Source organism: Bradyrhizobium elkanii USDA 76 (assembly GCF_023278185.1).
Lineage (GTDB): Bacteria > Pseudomonadota > Alphaproteobacteria > Rhizobiales > Xanthobacteraceae > Bradyrhizobium > Bradyrhizobium elkanii.
The window spans coordinates 6,110,908-6,133,364 of sequence record NZ_CP066356.1 but is presented as its reverse complement, the minus strand read 5'-3'; the positions used below and the strand labels follow the sequence as shown (position 1 = coordinate 6,133,364).

General features: G+C 66.2%; 15 protein-coding genes. 8 read left to right on the top strand and 7 right to left on the bottom strand.

The features are described 5' to 3' along the window. The first annotated feature begins 301 nt into the window (after nucleotides 1–301). The 3 genes from JEY66_RS29670 to JEY66_RS29660 are packed head-to-tail and all read left to right on the top strand — an operon-like array spanning nucleotide 302 to nucleotide 5,380. Complete coding sequence (locus JEY66_RS29670) at nucleotides 302–982, top strand: response regulator transcription factor (protein WP_016842329.1); 681 nt, start codon at nucleotides 302–304, stop codon at nucleotides 980–982. After that, nucleotides 966–2,420 carry a sensor histidine kinase gene (locus JEY66_RS29665; RefSeq protein ID WP_018270733.1) on the top strand — a complete coding sequence of 485 codons (1,455 nt, stop codon included), beginning with the start codon at nucleotides 966–968 and terminating at the stop codon, nucleotides 2,418–2,420. Before JEY66_RS29670 ends, JEY66_RS29665 begins: the two co-directional genes overlap by 17 nt. Continuing rightward, complete coding sequence (locus JEY66_RS29660; protein WP_018270734.1) at nucleotides 2,417–5,380, top strand: bifunctional [glutamine synthetase] adenylyltransferase/[glutamine synthetase]-adenylyl-L-tyrosine phosphorylase; 2,964 nt, start codon at nucleotides 2,417–2,419, stop codon at nucleotides 5,378–5,380. The genes JEY66_RS29665 and JEY66_RS29660 overlap by 4 nt, the downstream gene beginning before the upstream one ends. Nucleotides 5,381–5,524: 144 nt before the next feature. Here the strand turns inward: JEY66_RS29660 and JEY66_RS29655 are convergent, their stop codons facing one another. Genes JEY66_RS29655 through JEY66_RS29635 form a run of 5 tightly spaced genes read right to left on the bottom strand, consistent with a single transcriptional unit; the run spans nucleotide 5,525 to nucleotide 11,503 of the window. Continuing rightward, nucleotides 5,525–5,746, bottom strand: coding sequence for a formate dehydrogenase subunit delta (locus JEY66_RS29655; RefSeq protein WP_016842332.1), 222 nt, complete (start codon nucleotides 5,744–5,746; stop codon nucleotides 5,525–5,527). Continuing rightward, complete coding sequence (gene fdhD / locus JEY66_RS29650) at nucleotides 5,730–6,566, bottom strand: formate dehydrogenase accessory sulfurtransferase FdhD (protein ID WP_018270735.1); 837 nt, start codon at nucleotides 6,564–6,566, stop codon at nucleotides 5,730–5,732. Before fdhD ends, JEY66_RS29655 begins: the two co-directional genes overlap by 17 nt. 2 nt (nucleotides 6,567–6,568) lie before the next feature. Then, a complete protein-coding gene (gene fdhF / locus JEY66_RS29645; protein WP_018270736.1) occupies nucleotides 6,569–9,448 on the bottom strand; it encodes a formate dehydrogenase subunit alpha in 2,880 nt (959 codons plus the stop codon). Nucleotides 9,449–9,461: 13 nt separating this feature from the next. Next, nucleotides 9,462–11,030, bottom strand: coding sequence for a formate dehydrogenase beta subunit (locus tag JEY66_RS29640; RefSeq protein ID WP_018270737.1), 1,569 nt, complete (start codon nucleotides 11,028–11,030; stop codon nucleotides 9,462–9,464). Beyond that, on the bottom strand, nucleotides 11,027–11,503 hold the full coding sequence (locus JEY66_RS29635; protein ID WP_018270738.1) for a formate dehydrogenase subunit gamma: 477 nt from the start codon (nucleotides 11,501–11,503) through the stop codon (nucleotides 11,027–11,029). The genes JEY66_RS29640 and JEY66_RS29635 overlap by 4 nt, the downstream gene beginning before the upstream one ends. 256 nt (nucleotides 11,504–11,759) lie before the next feature. Between JEY66_RS29635 and JEY66_RS29630 the strand changes: the two genes are divergently transcribed. The 3 genes from JEY66_RS29630 (at nucleotide 11,760) to mdoH (ending at nucleotide 16,473) form a co-directional block, all read left to right on the top strand. Continuing rightward, on the top strand, nucleotides 11,760–12,656 hold the full coding sequence (locus JEY66_RS29630) for a LysR family transcriptional regulator (RefSeq protein ID WP_018270739.1): 897 nt from the start codon (nucleotides 11,760–11,762) through the stop codon (nucleotides 12,654–12,656). 242 nt (nucleotides 12,657–12,898) lie between these two features. Beyond that, entirely contained in the window at nucleotides 12,899–14,365 is a 1,467-nt protein-coding gene (locus JEY66_RS29625; RefSeq protein ID WP_018270740.1) for a glucan biosynthesis protein G, read from the top strand. Further along, on the top strand, nucleotides 14,353–16,473 hold the full coding sequence (gene mdoH / locus JEY66_RS29620) for a glucans biosynthesis glucosyltransferase MdoH (protein ID WP_018270741.1): 2,121 nt from the start codon (nucleotides 14,353–14,355) through the stop codon (nucleotides 16,471–16,473). Before JEY66_RS29625 ends, mdoH begins: the two co-directional genes overlap by 13 nt. Before the next feature lie 9 nt (nucleotides 16,474–16,482). Here mdoH and JEY66_RS29615 read toward each other — a convergent pair whose 3' ends face one another. Together JEY66_RS29615 and JEY66_RS29610 are read right to left on the bottom strand one after the other, a co-directional pair. Continuing rightward, nucleotides 16,483–18,804 (bottom strand): sensor histidine kinase, encoded by a 2,322-nt coding sequence (locus tag JEY66_RS29615; RefSeq protein ID WP_018270742.1) that lies wholly within the window; start codon nucleotides 18,802–18,804, stop codon nucleotides 16,483–16,485. A gap of 192 nt (nucleotides 18,805–18,996) precedes the next feature. Next, nucleotides 18,997–20,385: a cation-efflux pump gene (locus JEY66_RS29610; RefSeq protein WP_026192539.1), complete on the bottom strand. Its 1,389-nt coding sequence runs from the start codon at nucleotides 20,383–20,385 to the stop codon at nucleotides 18,997–18,999. 368 nt (nucleotides 20,386–20,753) lie between these two features. Between JEY66_RS29610 and JEY66_RS29605 the strand changes: the two genes are divergently transcribed. Together JEY66_RS29605 and JEY66_RS29600 are read left to right on the top strand one after the other, a co-directional pair. Continuing rightward, nucleotides 20,754–21,368 (top strand): TetR/AcrR family transcriptional regulator, encoded by a 615-nt coding sequence (locus tag JEY66_RS29605; RefSeq protein ID WP_172649186.1) that lies wholly within the window; start codon nucleotides 20,754–20,756, stop codon nucleotides 21,366–21,368. Between the two features lie 70 nt (nucleotides 21,369–21,438). Continuing rightward, entirely contained in the window at nucleotides 21,439–22,290 is an 852-nt protein-coding gene (locus JEY66_RS29600; protein ID WP_018270744.1) for a DMT family transporter, read from the top strand. Nucleotides 22,291–22,457 lie beyond the last annotated feature (167 nt).

Below are 22,457 nucleotides of genomic sequence, written 5' to 3'. Positions count from 1 at the left end.
GACGGCGCTTTCCGGGGGGCGGGCCCCTTGCTCGCTCCCTACGTTGCCTTTCGATGGAATATGCCCCCCTCTGTCGGAAGGTCTCAGGGCGGTGAGGTCCCCCAGCTTCACCGCCCACTTTTTTCAGCGCATGATTCGGAAAAGTGGAGACCGGTTTTCCCCCGCGACAAACCCGGAACGGGTTTGCGCGGAGATCATGCGCCCACGAGATTCCCGGAATATGCGCGGTCGTCTTGCATGTGCAGGCCGGCCGCGTCATGCTGACAGAGGGCCAATTCCCGTGACCGCAATCGCTCCGCAAATGCGCATCCTGATCATCGAAGACGACCGTGAGTCAGCCGACTATCTGGTCAAGGCATTCCGCGAAGTCGGCTATATCGCCGATCTCGCCTCCGATGGCGAGGAAGGGCTGTCGATGGCCGAGACCGGCGACTACGACGTGCTGGTTGTGGATCGCATGCTGCCGAAGCGTGACGGCCTGTCGCTGATCGGCAGCCTGCGCGACAAGGGCAACCGGACGCCGGTCCTGATCCTCTCGGCGCTCGGCCAGGTCGATGACCGCATCAAGGGCCTGCGCGCCGGCGGCGACGACTACCTGCCGAAACCCTATTCCTTCGCCGAGCTGCTCGCGCGCGTCGAGGTGCTGTCGCGGCGCAATGTCGGCCCGGCCGAGGAGACGACCTACCGGGTCGGCGACCTCGAGCTCGACCGACTGTCGCATCGCGTCGCCCGCGGCAAGGACGAGCTGACCTTGCAGCCGCGCGAGTTCCGCCTGCTCGAATATCTCATGAAGCATGCCGGGCAGGTGGTGACGCGCACCATGCTGCTCGAGAATGTCTGGGACTATCATTTCGATCCGCAGACCAACGTCATCGACGTCCACATCTCGCGGCTGCGCTCCAAGATCGACAAGGGTTTTGAGCGGCCGCTGCTGCATACCATCCGCGGCGCGGGGTATATGATCCGTGACGGCATTCGGTAAACTGATCCGGACCACGGCGTTTCGGCTGACGCTGGTCTACCTATTCCTGTTCGCGCTGTTCGCGGCCTCGCTGCTGGCTTACTTCGCCTGGAACACGCGGCGGCTGATCACCGAGCAGATCACGACGACGGTCAACGTCGAGATCAGCGAGATCACCGACATCTACAACCGCCGCGGTCTGCGCGGCCTGCTGGGCACCATGGGCAATCGTGCGCTGCGGCCGGGCGCCAACCTCTATCTGGTGACGGCGCCGAACGGGCAGATGCTCGCCGGCAATGTCGGCGCGCTGGCGCCGGGCGTGATGAGCACGCAGGGCTGGACGGAGACCGCCTATCGCCGGCTCGACGACCAGGACAAGACCGATCACCGCGCGCTGGTGCGGGTCACCCAGATGGACAACGGCTTCCGCCTGCTGGTCGGGCGCGACCTCGAGGAACGGCGGCGGCTGTTCGGCATCGTCGCCAAGGCCGCGCAATGGTCGATCCTCGTCGTCGTCGTGCTCGGCATCGGCGGCGGCATCTTCGTCGCCCGTCGCGTGCTGCACCGGATCGACGCCATGACCGGAACCACCAAGCGCATCATGGCCGGCGATCTGTCCGGCCGTCTGCCGGTCGGCCGCAGCGGCGACGAGCTCGATCGCCTGGCGGAAAATCTCAATGCCATGCTCGAGCGCATTGAGGCGCTGATGACGGGGCTGAAGGAGGTCTCCGACAACATCGCCCATGACCTCAAGACACCGCTGACGCGGCTGCGCAACCGCGCCGAGGAGGCGCTGGCGCGGTCGGGCTGCGAGGCCGACTATCGCGCGGCGCTCGAGCGGACCATCGAGGAATCCGACGGGCTGATCCGTACCTTCAACGCCCTGTTGATGATCGCGCGTGCCGAGTCCGGCCAGGCGCGCGGCAATATGGACGATTTCGACGGCGCCGATGTCGCCAACGGCATCCACGAACTGTACGAGCCGCTGGCCGAGGACGACGGCATGACGCTGCAGGTGAAGACCGTGTCGGCGCCGATTCACGGCAACCGCGAATTGATCAGCCAGGCGGTCGCCAACCTGGTCGAGAATGCCATCAAATACGGCAAGCCCGACGCGAGCGTGCAGCCGCTCAATGCGGATGCGCGGGAGATCCTGATCGAGGCGCGGCGCGAGGGCGACCAGGTCCTGCTCAGCGTCACCGACCACGGCCCGGGCATTCCCGAGGCCGACCGCAAGCACGCGGTCGAGCGCTTCGTCCGGCTCGAGGCGAGCCGCACCTTACCCGGTTCCGGTCTCGGCCTCAGCCTGGCCTCGGCGGTCGCCACGCTTCACGGCGGCGAGCTGAGGCTCGGCGATGCCCATCCGGGGCTGGTCGCTACCCTGGTGCTGCCCGCGCGGGCGGGCGGCAGTGACAGGCTTGCGGCTCAAACGCAGGATGTGCCACAGAAGGCGGCATGAATGCCGCCGCGCCGGGAAACGCGGATCGACATCGTCTGGCCGCGCGGTTCGCGGACGGACCGCGTGTCGCCGCGCCCGTATCCGCCGATCAGCGCCTGACCGACTGGTTCGCCGAGCTCGAGCCGGCGCAATCGGCCGCGCTCAATGCGTTGCTCGAACATCCGTTCGCACGGGACATCCTGCGCGGCATCGCCGAGTTCTCGCCCTATTTGTTCGAGCTCGCGCGCGCCGACGCCGCGCGGCTGATCCGGATCCTGTCATGCGACCCGGAACAGCATCTGGCCGGCTTGATCGAGACGACGTCGCGCGAGGTGCTCGCCGCCGGCAGCGAGGCCGACGTGATGGTTCTGCTTCGCCGCATGAAGGCGGAGGCCGCGCTGATGATCGCGCTGTGCGACATCGGCGGCGTCTGGCCGGTGATGCGGGTGACGGCGGCGCTGACCGACATCGCGGTGAATTCGGTGCAATCGGCGCTGCGATATTTGTTCCGGCAGGAAGTGGCCCGCGGCCGGATGACCGCCGCCGACCCCGATCACCCCGAGGCAGGCTCGGGCCTGATCGTGCTCGCGATGGGCAAGATGGGGGCCGGCGAGCTGAACTATTCCAGCGACGTCGACCTGATCGTGTTCTTCGATCGCGCGGCCACTTCGCTCGCCGAGGACATCGAGCCGCAGCCGTTCTTCGTGCGCGTCACCCAGGCGATGGCGCGGATGCTGCAGCAGCGCTCGGGCGACGGCTACGTGTTCCGGGTCGATCTCAGGCTGCGGCCGGACCCGGCCTCGACCCAGGTCGCGATCTCGACCGATGCGGCTTTGCATTATTACGAGCGCGAGGGGCGCACCTGGGAGCGGGCCGCGATGATCAAGGCGCGGCCCTGTGCCGGCGATCCGAAGGCCGGCGAGGCGCTGATCGCCGAGCTCGCGCCGTTCGTCTGGCGCAAGCATCTGGATTTTGCCGCGCTTGCCGATGTCCACGACATGAAGCGGCAGATGCAGACCTATCGCGGCCAGAGCGAGATCTCGGTCGAGGGCCATAACGTCAAGGTCGGCCGCGGCGGCATCCGCGAGATCGAGTTCTTCGCCCAGACCCAGCAGTTGATCGCCGGCGGCCGCCATCCGGAGTTGCGGGCGCGGCCGACGCTGGAGGCGCTCAACGTGCTCGCCAACAGCAACTGGATCACCTTTGAAGCGCGCGACGAGCTGACGACGGCCTACGAATTCCTGCGCCGGGTCGAGCACCGGCTGCAGATGATCGCCGACGAGCAGACCCATTCGCTGCCCGAAGCGCCTGAGGACGTCGAGCGCTTTGCGCATTTCTTCGGCTACGAGAATCGCGAGACCTTCGCCAGGGACCTGCTCGGCCAGCTCAAGATCGTGCAGAACCACTATGGCAAGCTGTTCGAGGGCGACGATCCGACCGGCACCGCAAAGCTGCCGGATATCGACTATGGCGCCGGGCCCGAGGATGCCCGCCTGATCGAGCATCTCGCCCATCTCGGCTTCAAGAAGCCGATCGCGGTTGCCGGCACCGTGCAGCAATGGATCGAGGGCGATTATCGCGCGCTGCGCGTCGAGGCGACGCGCGCCGCGTTCCTGGAATTCATTCCCGGCCTGATCGACGGCCTCGCGCATGCCGAGGAGCCGGACGATGCGGTGGCGGCGTTCGACCGTTTCCTCGGCGCGCTGCAGCGGGGCGGGCGGCTGATCTCGCTGCTCAGCCAGAATCGTGATTTCGTCGCGCTGGTGGCGCTGATCCTCGGCGCGGCACCGCGGCTCGGCGACATGCTGGCGCGGCAGCCGCAGATCATGGACGGCCTGGTCGACCCGCGCTTCTTCGGCGCGATGCCGGACAAGAAGGAACTGTCGGCGCGGCTCGCCGCCACGCTGCAGGATGCGTCGTCCTACGAGGATTTCCTCGATCGGCTGAGGCTGTTCGGCCAGGAGAGCCTGTTCCTGATCGGCACGCGGATCCTGTCCGGCACGGTGTCGGCGCAGCACGCCAGCACCGCCTTTGCCGATGTGGCCGAGGGCATCGTGCACACCGTGCATGGCCTCGTCACCGACCAGTTCGCCGCGCAATATGGCCGGATCAAGGGGCAGGAGACCGCGATCGTCGCGATGGGCCGGCTCGGCAGCCGCGAGATGACGGCGTCCTCCGACCTCGATTTGATCCTGCTGTACGATTTCGACAGCGAGGCGCCGGACTCCGACGGCGAGCGCTCGCTGCATGGCGCGCAGTATTTTGCCCGCTTCACCCAGCGCCTGATCAGCGCCTTCACGACCCGGACCAATTACGGCGTGCTCTATGAGGTCGACATGCGGCTGCGCCCGTCGGGGCGCGCCGGCCCGGTCGCCTCGCGGATCGATTCATTCTCCGACTACCAGGAGCGCGAGGCCTGGACCTGGGAGCACATGGCGCTGACGCGCGCCCGCGTGATCTCGTCGTCGCCTGAGTTCCGCGAGAAGATCGAGGCGATCATCCGCAGCGTGCTGACCCGGCCGCGCGATGCGGCGTCGACCGCGGCCGACGTCGCCGACATGCGGCGCGCGATCGCGCTGGAGAAGGGCGAGGACGATGTCTGGGATATCAAGCTCGCCGCCGGCGGGCTCGTCGACATCGATTTCATCGCGCAATATCTCCAGCTCGCGCATGCCGCGGTGAAGCCGGAAATCCTCAGCGTCTCCACGCTGCAGGTGCTCGACAATGCCGCCAAGCTCGGCCTGCTCGGCCAGTCCGAGGCCGAGATCCTGCGCTCGGCGGCGCGGCTCTACCATGACCTGACGCAGATCCTGCGGCTGTGCGTCACCGGCAAGTTCAATCCGGAGACGGCGGGCGAAGACCTGCTGCGCGTAATGGCGCGGGCCGGGGACACGCCGGATTTCTCCGCACTGGAAGCCCGCCTGCGCGAGACCCAGAGCGAGGTGCGCCGCGTCTTCAACACGATCGTGGGCGGGGGCTGAGAAGAATGTTGGACCCGTCATCCTGAGGAGCGCGTAGCGCGTCTCGAAGGATGCACGGCCACCAGCCGGGCCGTCGACCCTTCGAGGCTCGCTCCGCTCGCACCTCAGGGTGACGGTGAGAAACAGTGTGGGGTTTGCAGTTCGCTACGCCTGCTGCTTCAGCTTCTGCAAGGCATCGCGGACGTCGGGATCGAGGCCGGTGCCGCCGGCGTCGAGATGGGCGAAGATCTGCTTGCGCATCCGCGGGTCCCAGAACTTCCAGATGTGCTCGGAAATGCCCTGCACGGCGCGGTCGTGGCCCTGGCTGTGGAAGAACTTTCCGATCTGGTTCGCCATATAGACCAGTTTGTCAGGCGACGACGACATAAGCGGACTCCTTGCCGGCCACCGCGCCTGTGACGCGTTCCGGATGCGTAAAGATTTCAAATCCATCGGCGCGAGCGATCGCGGCGAGCGTGATGCCGGCGGCATCAGCCATCCGCACCGCAAGCGCGGTCGGCGCCGACACCGCCGCAATCAGCGGCGCGCCGATCGCGGCGGTCTTCTGCACCATTTCGACCGAGACTCGGCTGGTCAGCAGTACCATGCCTTCGCCGGCTATCACCTTGTCGCGGGCCAGCGCGCCGGCGAGCTTGTCGAGTGCATTGTGGCGGCCGACATCCTCGCGCAGCGCCACGATGCCGCGCGCGCCCGTCCAGAACGCCGCGGCGTGCACGGCGCGGGTCTGGTGGTTGATCTCCTGCAGCGGCGCGACCGCCGCCACGGCCGCCATGATCTCGCGCGGCGAGAAGGCGCGGCCCCTGCGCACCACCGCGGCCGGCCGAACCGCCTCGCTGATGGAATCGAGCCCGCACAGGCCGCAGCCGGTTGGTCCGGCGATGTTGCGCCGCCGCTCGGCGATCCGCTCGGCCCTGTCAGGCCTGAGCCACATCCGAAGCTCGATGCCGTCATCGAGCTCGACGATGTCGAGGGTCTCGATCTCGTCGGCCGCTTGCACGATGCCTTCGCTCAGGCTGAATCCCACGGCGAAGTCGCCGAGGTCCTCGGGCGAGCCCATCATCACGGCGTAGGTGCCGCCATTATAGGTCAGCGCGAGCGGCGTCTCCTCCGGGATCAGGCGCGCGCCGTCGCTGAAGGCGCCGTTGCGCCAGACCTTCCGGTTCGCCTGATAGACGGGCTCGCGCATCGCTACTCCGCGGCTTCCACCACCGGCGCGGCGATGCGGCGGGAGTGGCGTGCCTGCTCGTCATAGGCCTTCTGCCAGTCGGACGGGCCGTTCGACGGCGAGATCTGCACCGCGGTGACCTTGTACTCGGGACAGTTGGTGGCCCAGTCCGAGAAGTCGGTCGTGATGACGTTGGCCTGGGTGTCAGGGTGGTGGAACGTGGTGTAGACCACGCCCGGCGCCACGCGGTCGGTGATCTCGGCGCGCAGCGTGGTCTCGCCGGCACGGCTCGCCAGCCGCACCCAGTCGCCGTCGCGCACGCCGCGCTGTTCGGCGTCATGCGGATGGATCTCCAGCCGGTCCTCGGCGTGCCACACCACGTTCTCGGTGCGGCGGGTCTGCGCGCCGACATTGTACTGGCTGAGGATGCGGCCGGTGGTGAGCAGCAGCGGATAGCGCGGGCCGGTGCGTTCGTCGGTCGCGATATATTCGGTGAGGATGAACTTGCCCTTGCCGCGCACGAAGCCGCCGATATGCATCACCGGGGTGCCTTCCGGCGCCTTTTCGTTGCAGGGCCACTGCACCGAGCCGAGCTCGTCGAGCCTGGCATAGGAGACGCCCGCGAAGGTCGGCGTCAGCGCCGCGATCTCGTCCATGATCTCGGATGGATGGGCGTAGTTCATCTCAAAGCCCATCGCCTTGCCGAGCATGATCGTCACTTCCCAGTCGGCATAGCCGTTGAGCGGCGTCATCACCTTGCGGACGCGCTGGATGCGGCGTTCGGCATTGGTGAAGGTGCCGTCCTTCTCGAGGAAGGTCGAGCCGGGCAGGAAGACGTGGGCGTAGTTGGCGGTCTCGTTCAGGAAGAGATCGTGGACGATCACGCATTCCATCGCCGACAGCGCCGCCACCACGTGCTTGGTGTTCGGATCGGACTGCAGGATGTCCTCGCCCTGCACGTAAAGCCCCATGAAGCTGCCTTCGATGGCGGCGTCGAACATGTTCGGGATGCGCAGACCCGGCTCGTTGTTGAGCTTGACGTTCCACATCGCCTCGAATTGCTCGCGCACCGCATCGCCGGCGATGTGGCGGTAGCCCGGCAGCTCGTGCGGGAACGAGCCCATGTCGCAGGAGCCCTGCACGTTGTTCTGGCCGCGCAGCGGGTTCACGCCGACGCCGGGCCGGCCGATATTGCCGGTCGCCATCGCAAGGTTGGCGATCGCGATCACCGTGGTCGAGCCCTGGCTGTGCTCGGTGACGCCGAGCCCGTAATAGATCGCGCCGTTGCCGCCGGTGGCATAGAGCCGCGCCGCCTCGCGCAGCGCCTTCGGATCGACGCCGGTCATGATCGCGGTGGCTTCCGGGCTGTGCTTGGGATCGGCGACGAAAGCCGCCCAGTCCTGAAACTCGCTCCAGTCGCAGCGCTCGCGCACGAAAGCCTCGTCGACGAGCCCTTCGGTGACGATGACATGGGCGAGCGCGGTCAGCACGGCGACGTTGGTGCCGGGCATCAGCGGCAGATGCAGCGCCTTCACGTGCGGCGATTCCACCATCTCGGTGCGACGCGGATCGATCACGATCAGCCTGGCGCCCTGACGCAGCCGCTTCTTCAGCCGTGAGGCGAACACCGGATGGGCGGAAGCCGGGTTGGCGCCGATGATCAGCACGACGTCGGTGTCCTCCACCGAATCGAAATCCTGCGTGCCGGCCGAAGTCCCGAAGGTTTGCGACAGGCCGTAGCCGGTCGGCGAATGGCAGACGCGGGCGCAGGTGTCGACATTGTTGTTGCCGAAGCCGGCGCGGATCAGCTTCTGCACCAGATAGGTCTCTTCATTGGTGCAGCGTGACGAGGTGATGCCGCCGACCGCGTCGCGGCCGTATTTCTGCTGGATGCCCTTGAACTTCGCCGCGGCGAAGTTCAGCGCCTCGTCCCACGACACTTCCTGCCAGGGATCCTCGATCCGCTCGCGGATCATCGGCTTCAGGATGCGCTCCTTGTGGGTGGTGTAGCCCCAGGCGAAGCGGCCCTTGACGCAGGAATGGCCGCGGTTGGCCTTGCCGTCCTTCCACGGCACCATGCGCACCACTTCCTCGCCGCGCATCTCCGCCTTGAAGGAGCAGCCGACGCCGCAATAGGCGCAGGTGGTGACGACCGAATGCTCGGGCTGGCCGATCTCGATCACGGATTTCTCGGTCAGCGTCGCGGTCGGGCAGGCCTGCACGCAGGCGCCGCAGGACACGCATTCGGAGCCGAGGAAGCTTTCGTTCATGCCGGGCGAGACGCGGCTGTCGAAGCCGCGGCCGGAGATCGTCAGCGCGAAGGTGCCTTGCACCTCCTCGCAGGCCCGGACGCAGCGCGAGCAGACGATGCACTTCGAGGGGTCGTAGGTGAAGTACGGATTCGACTCGTCCTTCGGCATCCAGTTGTCGTTTTCGCAGCCGTACGATTTGGCGAAGACGTGGTTCTCACCCTCATAGCCGTAGCGCACGTCGCGCAGACCGACGGCGCCCGCCATGTCCTGCAATTCGCAGTCGCCGTTCGCGGCGCAGGTTAGGCAGTCCAGCGGGTGGTCGGAGATGTAGAGCTCCATCACGCCCTTGCGCAGCTTTTTCAGCCGCTCGCTCTGGGTGTGCACGACGAGGCCGGGCATGACCGGCGTCGTGCAGGAGGCGGGCGTGCCGACGCGGCCCTCGATCTCGACGAGGCAGAGCCGGCAGGAGCCGAAGGCGTCGACCATGTCGGTCGCGCAGAGTTTTGGAATCTGGGTGCCGGCTTCCATCGCCGCGCGCATGATCGAAGTGCCCTCGGGCACCGTGATCTGATTGCCGTCGATGGTCAGCGTGACCATCGTTTCGGATTTGGATTTGGGCGTGCCGAAATCGGTTTCCTGGATCAGCGACATCGTGATTTCCTTGCTATTCCGCGGCCTGCAGGTGGGCCGGTGCGGGACCTAGATCTCCGCCGAAATCTTCCCGGAAGTGTTTCAATGCACTCATCACGGGGTAGGGCGTGAAGCCGCCGAGTGCGCACAGCGAGCCGAATTTCATGGTGTTGCAGAGGTCTTCGACAACCGCGAGGTTTTCCGCCACGCGCTCGCCATTGATGATCTTGTTGATGGTCTCGACGCCGCGGGTCGAGCCGATCCGGCACGGCGTGCACTTGCCGCAGGATTCGACCGCGCAGAATTCCATCGCAAAGCGGGCCTGCTTCGCCATGTCGACGCTGTCGTCGAACACCACGATCCCGCCATGGCCGATCAGGCCGTCGCGCGCGGCGAACGCCTCGTAGTCGAACGGCGTGTCGAACAGCGCGCGGGGGAAGTAGGCCCCGAGCGGGCCGCCGACCTGAACCGCGCGCACCTCGCGTCCGGTGAAGGTGCCGCCGCCGATCTCGTCGACGAGCTCGCCGAGGGTGACGCCGAACGCGGTCTCGAACAGCCCGCCATATTTGATGTTGCCGGCGAGCTGGATCGGCATGGTGCCGCGCGAGCGGCCCATGCCGAAATCGGCATAGGCCTTGGCGCCGTTGTCGAGGATGAAGGGGATCGCCGCGAACGACAGCACGTTGTTGATCACGCTCGGGCGGCCGAACAGGCCCTTGTGCGCCGGCAGCGGCGGCTTGGCCCGCACGATGCCGCGGCGGCCCTCAAGGCTTTCCAGCAGCGAGGTCTCTTCGCCGCAGACATAGGCGCCGGCGCCGACCCGCACCTCGAGATCGAACTCATGGGCGGAGCCGCCGATGCGCTTGCCGAGCACGCCGGCGCGGCGGGCCGCCACGATCGCCGCGTTCATCGCTTCGACCGCGTGCGGATATTCCGAGCGGATGTAGATGTAGCCCTTGGTGGCGCCTACCGTGATACCTGCGATCGTCATGCCTTCGATCACGACGAAGGGGTCGCCTTCCATGATCATGCGGTCGGCGAAGGTGCCGCTGTCGCCTTCGTCGGCGTTGCAGACGATGTATTTGCGGTCGGCGCTGGCCTGCGCCACGGTCTTCCACTTGATGCCGGTGGGGAAGCCGGCGCCGCCACGGCCGCGCAGGCCTGAGGTCGTGACGTCGGCAAGGATCTGGTCAGAGGTCAGCGTCAGCGCCCGCTCCAGGCCCTTGTAGCCGCCATGGGCGCGGTAGTCGTCGACCGAGCGCGGATCGATCACGCCGCAGCGGGCGAAAGTCAGCCGGGTCTGGCGCTTCAGCCAGGGAATCTCGTCCGTGACACCAAGCCGCAACGCGTGCTGGCCGCTGCCGACCATTGCATCGAGCAGGGACGGGACGTCCGCCGGGCTGACCGGGCCGAACGCGACGCGGCCTTGTGCGGTCGCCAGCTCGACCATCGGCTCCAGCCAATAGAGGCCGCGCGAGCCGGTCCTGACGATCTCGAGCGGCGTGCCGCGCGCTGCCGCGGCCTGCTCGAAGGCGAGGGCGACATCGTCGGCCCCGACGGCGACCGCGCCGGCATCGCGGGCGATGAAGATTCGCAACGTCATCGCTGTGCCTCCGCGACCAGCGCGTCGATCCGTGCTTCATCGAGCCGGCCGACCACGCGGCCATCCAGCATCGCCGAGGGCGCGGTGGCGCACAGCCCGAGGCAGTAGATCGGCTCCAGCGTCACGCGGTCATCCGCCGTGGTATTGCCGAGGGCAACGCCGAGCCTGGCTTCCGCGCGCGCCGCAAGCCGGTCGCCGCCGGCGGCCTGGCAGGCCTCGGCGCGGCACAGCTTGAGGACGTGGCGTCCGGCAGGTTGCTTCCGGAAATCATGGTAGAAGGTGAACACGCCATGCACCTCGGCGCGCGACAAATTGAGCGCCTCCGCCACCATCGGGATCGCCGGCTCGGGCACGTAGCCGAAGGCCTCCTGCAGCGCGTGCAGCATCACCAGCGTGGCGCCTTCAAGCCCGGCATGCTCGGCGATGATTTCGGCGCCGCGTGCCTTGTCCCAAGCTTCGTATCCCACACTCATCAGCGCTTCTCACGATCAGTTTTTTGCTTCGCACATGAGAGTTGGAATCCTTCGAAACATCAATAAAGCTGTCTCATGCGGCGATTGCGAAACGCGATTAATAGCGTTGCCGAATGGGACGATCCGGGATCGCAATAATGTTCTGGAATCACGCACTTCCGCGGCGCTTTGGATTTCGGGATCGCACCCCGATCGTGCTACCTATGGACGTGTTGGGCGGCCGCTTGGGGCGCCGTATTCCGAAGGGGTTTGAACCTTGATCGACAAGCTGGAACTTCTGCTGGCGCTGGCCAAGGAGCGGCATTTCGGCCGGGCTGCGGAGGCCTGCGGCGTCACCCAGCCGACGATGTCGACCAGTCTCAAGCAGCTCGAGGAGATCCTCGGCGTCATGCTGGTGCAGCGCGGATCCCGCTTCCAGGGCTTCACGCCGGAAGGGGAGCGGACGCTGGACTGGGCGCGGCGCATCGTCGGCGATGCGCGCGCGATGAAGCAGGAAATCAACAGCCTCAAGGACAAGCTGTCGGGCGAGATCCGGATCGCGGCGATCCCGACCGCGCTCGGCATGGTGGCCTCGCTGACCACGCCGTTCCGGGCGCGCCATCCCGATGTGCGGTTCCGGATTCAGTCCTGCACGTCGGCCGACGTGCTCGGCCTGCTCGAGAATCTCGAGGTCGATGCCGGGCTGACCTATATCGAGAACGAGCCGATCGGCAAGGTCCGCACCATCCCGCTCTACAATGAGAGCTATCGCTTGCTGACGGCGCCGGATGCGATGTTCGGCGACCGCAAGCAGGTGACGTGGAAGGAAGTCGGCACCGTGCCGCTCTGTCTGCTCACGCCCGACATGCAGAACCGCCGCATCATCGATCGCGCGCTGACCTCGGTCGGCGCGGAGGCGACGCCGACGCTGACGTCGAATTCGCTGCTCGTGCTCTACACCCATGTGAAGACCGGCCGCTGGGCCAGTGTGATGCCGGCCAAGCTCGCCGAGACACTCGGCCTTGCGGATGCCGTGCGCAGCATTCCGATCGTCGATCCGGTCGTGGACTACAGCATTGGCCTCGTGATCCCGCAGCGCGATCCGATGACGCCGCTGATCGCAGCCTTGGTGCAGGTCGCACGCGAGGTCGCGCCGACACTCGAGAGCGCGTAGCTCCCGGCATTCTCCCGCGGCCCTTCCGTCACGGTTCCGGCACAGCAGCAAGCGACCACGCGTTGTGTGCTTGCGTTGAAGCAAGTCCTGGTGTTCAGCCGGCGGACAATCTTCGCTTGCTCGCAGCAAAGATGGAACTCAGCGCCGGTTCGGCGGTTGCATTGCGGCGTCCCGGTCAGCGAGCAGGAGCTGTTTTGAATCGTCGCCAGTTACTCCACGGATCGGCCGTGTTGCCGACACTCATGTTCTTGCCACAGCGCCAGGCCGCCGCCGCAGCGAGCGCGACGGACGCACCCTTCAACCCAGGCATGGTCAGGGAGCTTGCGCGCAATCTCGCCAGCAAGTCGTTCGAGGCGCCGGACGAGAAGTTGCCGAACGGCCTGACGGACCTGAACTACGACCAGTACCGCTCGATCCGCTTTACGTCCGAGCGCGCGCTGTGGCGCGGTGCGAAGCTGCCGTTCGAGGCACAGTTCTTCCACCGCGGCTTCTTCTACAAGAACAAGGTCAGTATCTTCGAGGTCGCCGACGGCAAGGTCAGCGAAGTCAAATACAGCAAGGACATGTTTTCGTTCGGCGAGACCGTGCCTGACTTCACCGAGACCGACCTCGGCTTTGCCGGATTTCGGATCCACGCGCCGATCAACAAGCCGGACTATTACGACGAGGTCTGCGTCTTCCTCGGCGCGAGCTATTTCCGCGCCGTCGCCAAGGACGAGACCTACGGCCTGTCGGCGCGCGGCCTGTCGATCGATACCGGCGAGGCCAAGGGCGAGGAGTTTCCGTTCTTCAAGGCGTTCTGGCTCGAGCGCCCGGTGCCCAACGCGACCTCGCTGGTCATTCACGCCTTGCTCGACAGCAAGAGCTGCGCGGCAAGCTATCGGTTCACGATCAGGCCTGGAGCGACCACGGTGTTCGATGTCGAGGCATCGCTCTATCCGCGCGCCGATCTCGAGCATGTCGGCCTTGCGCCGATGACCAGCATGTTCTTCTTCGGGCCCAACGATCGCAACGAGGTCGACGACTTCAGACCGTCGGTGCACGATTCGGACGGGCTCGCGATCTACAACGGCAAGGGCGAGAGCCTGTGGCGCCCGCTGAGCAATCCGCGCGACCTCCAGATCAGCACGTTCCAGGACGTCAATCCGCATGGCTTCGGGCTGATGCAGCGCGAGAAGAATTTCTTCGCTTATCAGGACATCGAATCGCGCTTCGAGAAGCGTCCGAGCCTCTGGGTCGAGCCGATCGGCGACTGGGGCGAGGGCGCGGTCATCCTGTTCGAGATCCCGACCAAGGAAGAGATCCACGACAACATCGCCGCGTTCTGGCGGCCGAAGGCGCCGCCCAAGGCCAAGAGCGAGACCAATTTCACCTATCGCCTGCATTGGGGGCCGGACGCGCCGAAGCCGCATTCGCTCGCCCGCTTCACGCGCAGCGGCATCGGCGCGCATGGCGAGAACAGCAAGCTGTTCGTGCTCGACCTGTTCGGGGACAATCTGAAGGGGATCGATCCCAATAGCGTCAAGGGCGTCGTGACGGCCGAGAAGTCCGAGATCACGAATGTCGTCACGCAGCCGAATCCGAATACCGGCGGATGGCGGCTCAGCTTCCAGTGCGCCGTCAGGAAGGACCCGATCGAGCTGCGTGCGCATCTGGCGCAAGATGACAAGCCGCTCTCCGAGATCTGGGTCTATCGATGGGCGCCATAGTCACGTCGCCTCATCCCGAGGTCGCCACGGCGACCGACGGCTTCCTGCCGCAAGAGAGCCCGCTTGCGATGTCGGCGGCCGACCTCGGCCGGCCGCCGCACGCGGTGAGCAAGCCGGTGTCGGTCGGCGCGGGCATGTTGATGCGCCGCGCGCTCGTCCTGGTGCTGACGGCGGCGCTGACCGGCGCCGGTGCCTACGAGATGTACATGGTGGTCCAGGTCGGCGGCGTGACGATCATGGAGGGCATGGTGCTGGTGCTGTTCGTCGCGCTGCTCGCCTGGATCGCGTTTTCGTTCGCTTCGGCGCTCGCCGGCTTCTTCGCTCTGCTTCGGCGCAACGGCAACGCCCTGCCGATCCGCGACGATGGTCCGTTGCCGCAGCTCGCGAGCCGGACCGCGGTCCTGCTCCCGACCTACAACGAGAATCCGCATCAATTGATGGCGCGGCTGCGCGCCATCTACGAGTCCGTCGAGGCGACCGGCCAGGGCGACAACTTCGACTGGTTCGTGCTCAGCGATACCCGCGATCCCGATATCTGGATCGCCGAGGAACGGGCGTTCCTCGAGCTGTGCGAGGCCTGCGGCGCGCAGCGGCTGTTCTACCGGCATCGCGCCGACAATACGGCGCGCAAGTCCGGCAATGTCGGCGAGTGGATCACCCGGTTCGGCGGCGCCTATCGGTTCATGATCGTGCTCGACGCCGACAGCCTGATGTCGGGCGACACCATGGTGCGGATGGTGCACGCCATGGAGAGCAATCCGCAGGCGGCGCTGCTGCAGACGCTGCCGGTCATCGTCAACGCGCGCAGCCTGTTCAGCCGCCTGCAGCAGTTTGCCGGCCGGCTCTACGGACCGATGGTCGCCGCCGGCGTTGCGTGGTGGCACGGCTCCGAGGGCAATTATTGGGGGCACAATGCCATCATCAGGATCGAGGCATTTGCGCAGCAGGCCGGCCTGCCCGAGCTCTCCGGACGCAAGCCGTTCGGCGGACATATCCTGAGCCACGACTTCGTCGAGGCGGCGCTGATGCGGCGCGCCGGCTGGGGCATCTACATGGCGCCGATGCTCGGCGGCAGTTTTGAGGAGGTGCCGCCGTCGCTATTGGATTTTGCCGCGCGGGACCGCCGCTGGTGCCAGGGCAATTTGCAGCATCTCGCCGTGCTGAGGACGCGCCGGCTGCACTGGATCTCGCGGCTGCATTTCATGACCGGCATCGGCTCCTACATCACCGCGCCGCTCTGGCTGTCGTTCCTGCTGCTCGGAATCCTGATCTCGTTGCAGGCGCGCTTCATTCGCCCCGAGTATTTTCCGAAGGGTTTTTCGCTGTTCCCGAACTGGCCGGCGCAGGATCCCGTGCTCGCCGCCTGGGTGTTCGGCCTCACCATGGCGCTGCTGATCGTGCCGAAGCTGCTCGGCTTCCTCCTGTTGCTGACACGCTCGGACGTGCGCCGGCAATTCGGCGGCGGCTTCCGGGCTTTGACGGGCGTGATCGCCGAAGTGCTGATCTCGGCGATGATCGCGCCGGTCATGATGGTGTTCCAGTCGATCGCCGTCGTCGAGATCCTGCTCGGCCGGGACGCGGGCTGGCAGACGCAGCGGCGCGACGACGGCGCGGTCGAGCGGCGCGAGCTCTATCGGAAGTACGGCGTTCCGACCGCCTGCGGTGTCGCGATGGCGATCAGCGCGTGGGCGGTGTCGCTGCCGCTGCTGCTGTGGATGTCGCCGGTGATCGTCGGCCTGTTGTTTGCGATCCCGATCGGCGCCTGGACCGCCAGGCCGGCGATGCACGCGCTGTTCGTGACGCCGGAGGAAGCTAAGCCGCCGCGCGTGCTGGTCCGCGCCAATGAGCTGGCGGCGTCGCCGGCACACGCGTCGGCCCCTGCGCTCGCGACGCTGCGGCAGGATCCCGCGCTGTTGCATCGCCATCTCTCGTCGCTGCCGCCGGCGCGGCGCGGCGGTCCGGGCGAGATCGATCTTCACCTCGCGGTGGCGCGTGCGCGGATCGAGGCAAGCGACAGCTTCGACCAGGCGGTCCGCCATCTCACGCCGCGCGAGACGCTGGCCGTGCTCGGTGATTCCGCTCTGCTGGAAGGGGTGCTTGCGAAGTAGTGTGGGGCGTCAGGCCGCTTCCGGCAGCTTCGTCTGCAGGGACCGCGGATCGCGGGGCAGCGTGACGCGCACGACGGTGCCGACGCCGAGCCTGGAGCGCAGCCGCATCGAGCCGCCGTGCAGATTGGTGAGCGAGCGCGCGATCGCAAGTCCGAGACCGGAGCCCTGGTAGCTCTTGGTGAGCTGGCTCTCGACCTGTTCGAACGGCTTGCCGAGCCGGCGCAGCGATTCCGGCGCGATGCCGATGCCGCTGTCGGCGATCAGAAGCACGATCGAGTCATCCAGCATCTGGCCGCGCACCAGCACACGACCGTGGTCGGGCGTGAACTTCACCGCATTGGAGAGCAGGTTGACGATGATCTGCTTGACCGCGCGGCGGTCGGCGACGACCGAGATCGTGCTTTCGATATCCGATTCCAGCGACAATCCCTTGTGCTCGGCGCGGCCGGAGACCACCCGCAGCGACTCCGCGAGGATGCCGGAGAGGTCGAGCGGCTCCATGTCGAACTTCATGCGGCCGGCCTCGATCTTGGACATGTCGAGAATGTCGTTGATGACCTCGAGCAGGTATTTCCCCGACGTCAGGATGTCGTGGCAGTACTCCGCGTACTTGTCCGAGCCGAGCGTGCCGAACAGGCCGCTGCCCATGATCTCGGAGAAGCCGATGATGGCGTTGAGCGGCGTGCGCAGCTCATGGCTCATATTGGCGAGGAACTTCGACTTCGCGGCGTTGGCGTCCTCGGCGCGGGTCTTTTCCTGCGAGTATTTTTCGGCGAGGTCGGCGAGCTCGACGGCCTGCCGTTCCAGCTCGGCTTGCGAGCGCTGCAGGTCGATCACGGTGGCGCGCAGGCGCAGATCGTTGTCGACCAGCTTCTGCTCGTGCGCCTTGATGCGGGTGATGTCGGTGCCGACGGAGACGTAGCCGCCGTCCTTGGTGCGGCGCTCGCTGATGTGCAGCCAGCTGCCGTCGTCGAGCTGGGCCTCGAAGGTGCGGGCGCCGGGCGCCGGCACGCCGCTCTCGTGCAGGCGGGTACGCACCTCGGGCATGCTGCCGACCTCGATCACGGTCTCGTAGGAGGTGCCGGGGCTGACGGCGGAATCGGGCAGCCTGTGCAGCCGCTGGAAGTGCGAGTTGCAGAGCACGAGGCGGTCGTCGGCATCCCAGAGCACGAAGGCCTCCGGAATGGTCTCGATCGCGTCGCGCAGCCTGAGATCGGCTTCCACCGACTTCTCGGCGAGGCTCTTCTGCTCGGTGATGTCGACCGCGATGCCGATCAGATGCAGGCCGCCGTCGGCGGCGGCGTGGCTGAGCTCGCAGCGCACCCGCAGCCAGATCCAGTGGCCGCCGACATGGCGCATGCGGAAGCTCTGGTCGATGTGATCGATCTTGCCCGAGATCAGCTGGTCGGCGATGTCGAACAGGTTGATGTCGTCCGAATTCACCAGCGCGTTGACCTCGCCGAAGGTGAGGAGGTCGTTACGGGTGTCGAGGCCGAGCAAGGTGAACATTGACTGCGACCAGAAGATCCTGCCGCGCGACAGGTCCCAGTCCCACAATCCGCAGCGGCCGCGGTTGAGCGCGGTGTCGATCCGGCCGCGCACGGCGTCGTTGATCAGGTCGCCCTCGCGGGCGCGGGTCGATTGCCAGTGGAACGCGAAGCCGAGGATCAGCACCACGAAGCTCGTGGTCGCCGACAGCGTCACCGAGAGCGCGGCGTCCGATCCCCAGATCGGCTCGTTCATCTCCTGGATCACGACGACCTGGCCGGGCAGCGACTTGACGAGCTGCGAGATCGCCAGCGCGCCGGTGCCGCCGGGCAGCGTCATGTCGCTGACCGTGCCCTGCTGGCCGGGCGCGACGAGCAGCTGCGCGGTGGAGACGATGTCGAGGATGCGGTCGTTCTCGCCGGCGCCATCGACCGGCACGCGCGCCAGCACGCGGTGATCGGCGCTGGTGATGATGACGTGGCGGCCATAGGCGATGCCCCAGGACGGGATCAGGTCCGGCAGCAGCTCCTGCATCCGCTCGATGTTGGCGAGCCGGTCGCGCCGCACCGAGGTCAGGCGATCGAGACGTTCGGCGAGGATGTCGGAGAGCGCGGCGAGGTCGCGCTTCATCGCGCCGCGCTTCTGCCGGCTCTGGTCGATCACCTGAACGAAGGCGCCGAGGCAGATCGTGATGAGGAAGGCGATGATGAGGGTAGGGACAGCGCGGCGCAGTGCAGGCTCGGCCGTCAAGAGCCTGTGATAGGCCGGTTTCGCGATCGACTGCGCCAATCCCTTGATCGAATCGGATTGGACGCACGCGTTCGCTGCATGCGCGCGCGCCATGCCTTAGACCCCCGCTCTAAGCTGATTTTTACCCGGTTCGGATGCTCCCCACGATGCATCCGAATCATGATCATTTGAATCCAGATTTCCGGGACTGTCGAGAGTCAACGATTCGTTAATGCGAAAAAATTCTTGTCCCGGAGAGAATCATGCAGCGCAAAGTGAGTCCGAAACAGGAACGGCTCCGTAGAATTACGCGCGCGTCGGCTCTGCGTGACTGATCACACGCTTCACGGAGGGGAACGCACGGCGCAGTTTGCGTTCGATCTCGTCGACGCTTTCGTGCACCTTGATCACACTCATCGAAGGGCGAGCGCGGCAATGGAAGTTGACGATCTCGCCGGCATCGGTGTTGCGGACCCGCACATTGTGGATGTCATGGATCGCGCCGCCATCGGCAAAGCCGGTCAGCGCGGCCTTGATGGTTTCAACGCGATCGGGCGCGGCGTCGGTTCCCCACGGCAGTTCCGGCTCGAGCGGCTCGATGTGGGTGTCGACCTCGACGTCCTCGCCGAAATCCTCGCGGATCGCGCGCTCGAGGTTGTGGGCGATGTCGTGCGCCGCGTCGAGCGCCATGTCGCCGTCGACCTCGAGGTCGATACCGACGATCAGCTTGCCGCCGATATCGTGTACGGTGACGTGGTGGATGGCGAGGCCGGAATTGCGCGCGATCACCATGATGCGCTCGCGCACGCTCTCATTGTCGCGCGCCACCGGCACCGCGGTGAAGGTAAGGTCGGCGTCGCCGAACGTCTTGGCCACCGCCGCCTGCGCCCGGCGCTTGATGTCCTCGACGCGGTCGATCGGGTAGGTGCGCGGCACGGTGACGCTGGCATCGATGAAATGCGTCGCGCCGACCATGCGGACGCGCAACCGGTCGACATCGACCACCCCCGGCACGGCCTTGATGGCGGCGGTGGCCTTCTCCAGCGCGCCTTCGGGCGCGCGGTCGAGCAGGGTCTCGACCGTCTCCCGCGCCATGCGCAGGCCGAGCAGGGCGATCATCACCGCGACCGCGATCGCCGCCGCGGCATCGCCCCACCAGAAGCCGAAGCCGGCCAGCACCAGGCCGACAATGACGGCGCTCGAGCCCATCACGTCGGAGGCGAAATGCAGCGCGTCGGCGGCCAGCGCCTGGCTCTTGGTGTCGCGCGCGGCGCGGTGCAGCGCGCGGGCCCGCCAAAGATTGACGCCGATATCGATGACCAGAACGATGAAGGGGATGGCCGAGATCGACGGCGGCGGCGCGCCCTCGCGCAGATGACTGTAGGCCTGGACCAGGATGCCGCCGGCCAGCACATAGAGCAAAGCGATGATGCCGAGTGCCGAGACGCTCTCGAACTTGCCGTGGCCGTAATGATGCTCGGCATCGGCCGGCTGATCCGACACCCGCACCACCGCCCAGGTGATGATGGTGGCGACCAGGTCGATCGACGAGTGCAGCGCCTCGGAGATCAGCGCCAGCGATCCGATCGCGATGCCGACGACGAACTTCGCCACCGCCATGCTGCCGCTGGCGAGGATCGAGATCGCGGCGACCGATGTCTTGGCGGAGGGGGCGCTGGTCTTTGAAGAGCTCATGGGCGGCGGTGTAGCAGGGAGTTGGTGAACATCAAGTGTCATTCGCCACGCGCAGTCGCCACTCAGTTGCAATTGCATCCTTGCGCCAAAATCATGCCGTCGTCCTGGCGAAAGCCAGGACCCATAACCACAGGGTTGTGTTGTTGAAGTGAGCTGTTGCGATTGCATCGCCTCATGACTCGCATTCGGGGCAATGGGTCCTGGCTTTCGCCAGGACGACACTGGATGTGCTGCGCAGCGAAACCCATCAGTTGTTTCCGCGCGGTAACGTGAAGTTTCGCTTCGCTCGACCCATCCAACGGACTGCCCGCGCTGCAATCGATCGCAATCACTTGCTATTTAAAGACCAATCGGTCTATATATCGGCAATGAGCCGCCAAACCCCAGTGCAGTCGCCCCGTGGGCGCCCGCGAAGCTTCGACACGGAGGCCGCGGTCGAGCGCGCCATGAATGTGTTCTGGTCGCGCGGCTATCACGCCACGGCGCTGCCGGACCTGCTGCGTGCGACAAAACTCTCGCGCGGCAGCCTTTACGCTGCCTTCGGCGACAAGCACTCGCTGTTCCTGCGCGCGCTCGATCGCTACATTGCCGATGCCGTGACGCGGATGGATGACGAACTCGATCCCGGCAGAGATCCGGTCGATGGCCTGCGGGCCTACCTTGCCGGTTACGTTGAGCGCACGTGCGGTGCCAATGGCCGGCGCGGCTGCCTGTTGGTGGCGACGGCGATGGAACTGGCTGGCCAGGATGCCGAGGTTGGCCGTCGCTTCGCGAGCTTCTTCAAAACCATGGAGGCCAGGGTGGCGGACGCATTTTCCCGTGCGGAGACCGCGGGCAAGCTGGCCGCTGGCGTCGAGCCATCGAGTGCCGCCCGAATTCTCATTTGTTTCCTGTGGGGGCTGCGCGTGGTCGCCAAAACGGCTCCGGCGCGTACCACGTCGCAAGCCACCGCTGACGCGCTGCTCGATCGCTTCCTCAGGTAAGGAGCCCGTGGACGCCTCTCGCTTTTGGCGTGTCGATATATGGACCGATCGGTCTTGAAAGGAAGGTGCCATGTCTGCCATCCAGATCGTCTGCGCGGTGGCCGTTCCCTTGCTCTGGGGTTATCAGTTCGTGGTCATCAAGGTCGGCGTCACCGAGTTTCCGCCGCTCTTCTTCCTCGGACTGCGCTTCCTGGCCATCGCGCTGCTGCTTGTACCGTTCGTCAGAAGGCCGACGCGCCAACAGCTCGGCCCTGTCGCGGCCATTTCGGTTTTCCTCGGCGGACTGAACTTCGGGCTGTTTTATGTCGGCCTCGGGCTCGGCTCGGGAAGCATGTCGGCCGTCGCCTATCAACTTGCCCCGCCGTTCACCGTGCTGCTCGCCTGGCCGCTGCTCGCGGAGCGGCCGTCGCTCGTCACATCCGCCGGCGTGGTACTGGCGTTCGTCGGCGTGGTCGTGCTGGCGGCGGGGCCGGGACTGTCGGCAAACGTGCTGCCGCTGCTGCTTGTGGTCGGGGCAGCCTTCGCATTCGCGGTGTCCACCGTCCTGACGAAACGCTACGGCCCATTCGATCCCCTGATGCTGATGGGGTGGTCGTCGCTGCTCACGGTGCCACAGGTGATGTTGATGTCGCTGCTGCTTGAATATGGACAAGCGGCGAGCCTTGTCACGGCGGATCAACGTGGCTGGCTGGCGCTGGCCTACACCATCTTCATCGGCGGCATTGTCGGGTTCGGCCTCTGGTTCTGGCTGATCGCGCGTTGCTCGATGGGGCGTGTTGCCCCCTTCGGTCTGCTGCTTCCGGTGTTCGCCTTGCTCTTCAGCGTGATGTTCCTTGGCGACAGCGTGACGCCGAAGCTGATTGTCGGCGGACTGCTTGCGATCTCCGGCGTTGCCATCACGCAGGTCAGACCGGGTGCGTAGCGCGGACAGGGGACCGCCTTCGGGGGGGCCTTCCGTTTGCGTAAAATGCGAACGGTTCGCCATCGCCAGGACGCGAGCGCGTGCGGCAAAACAGCGCTCTCCCGGCGTGGCCGTTGCGCTGTGCCTCAACTTCAAAGCCGGCCATCGCGGCATGCGGCTGCTCGGAG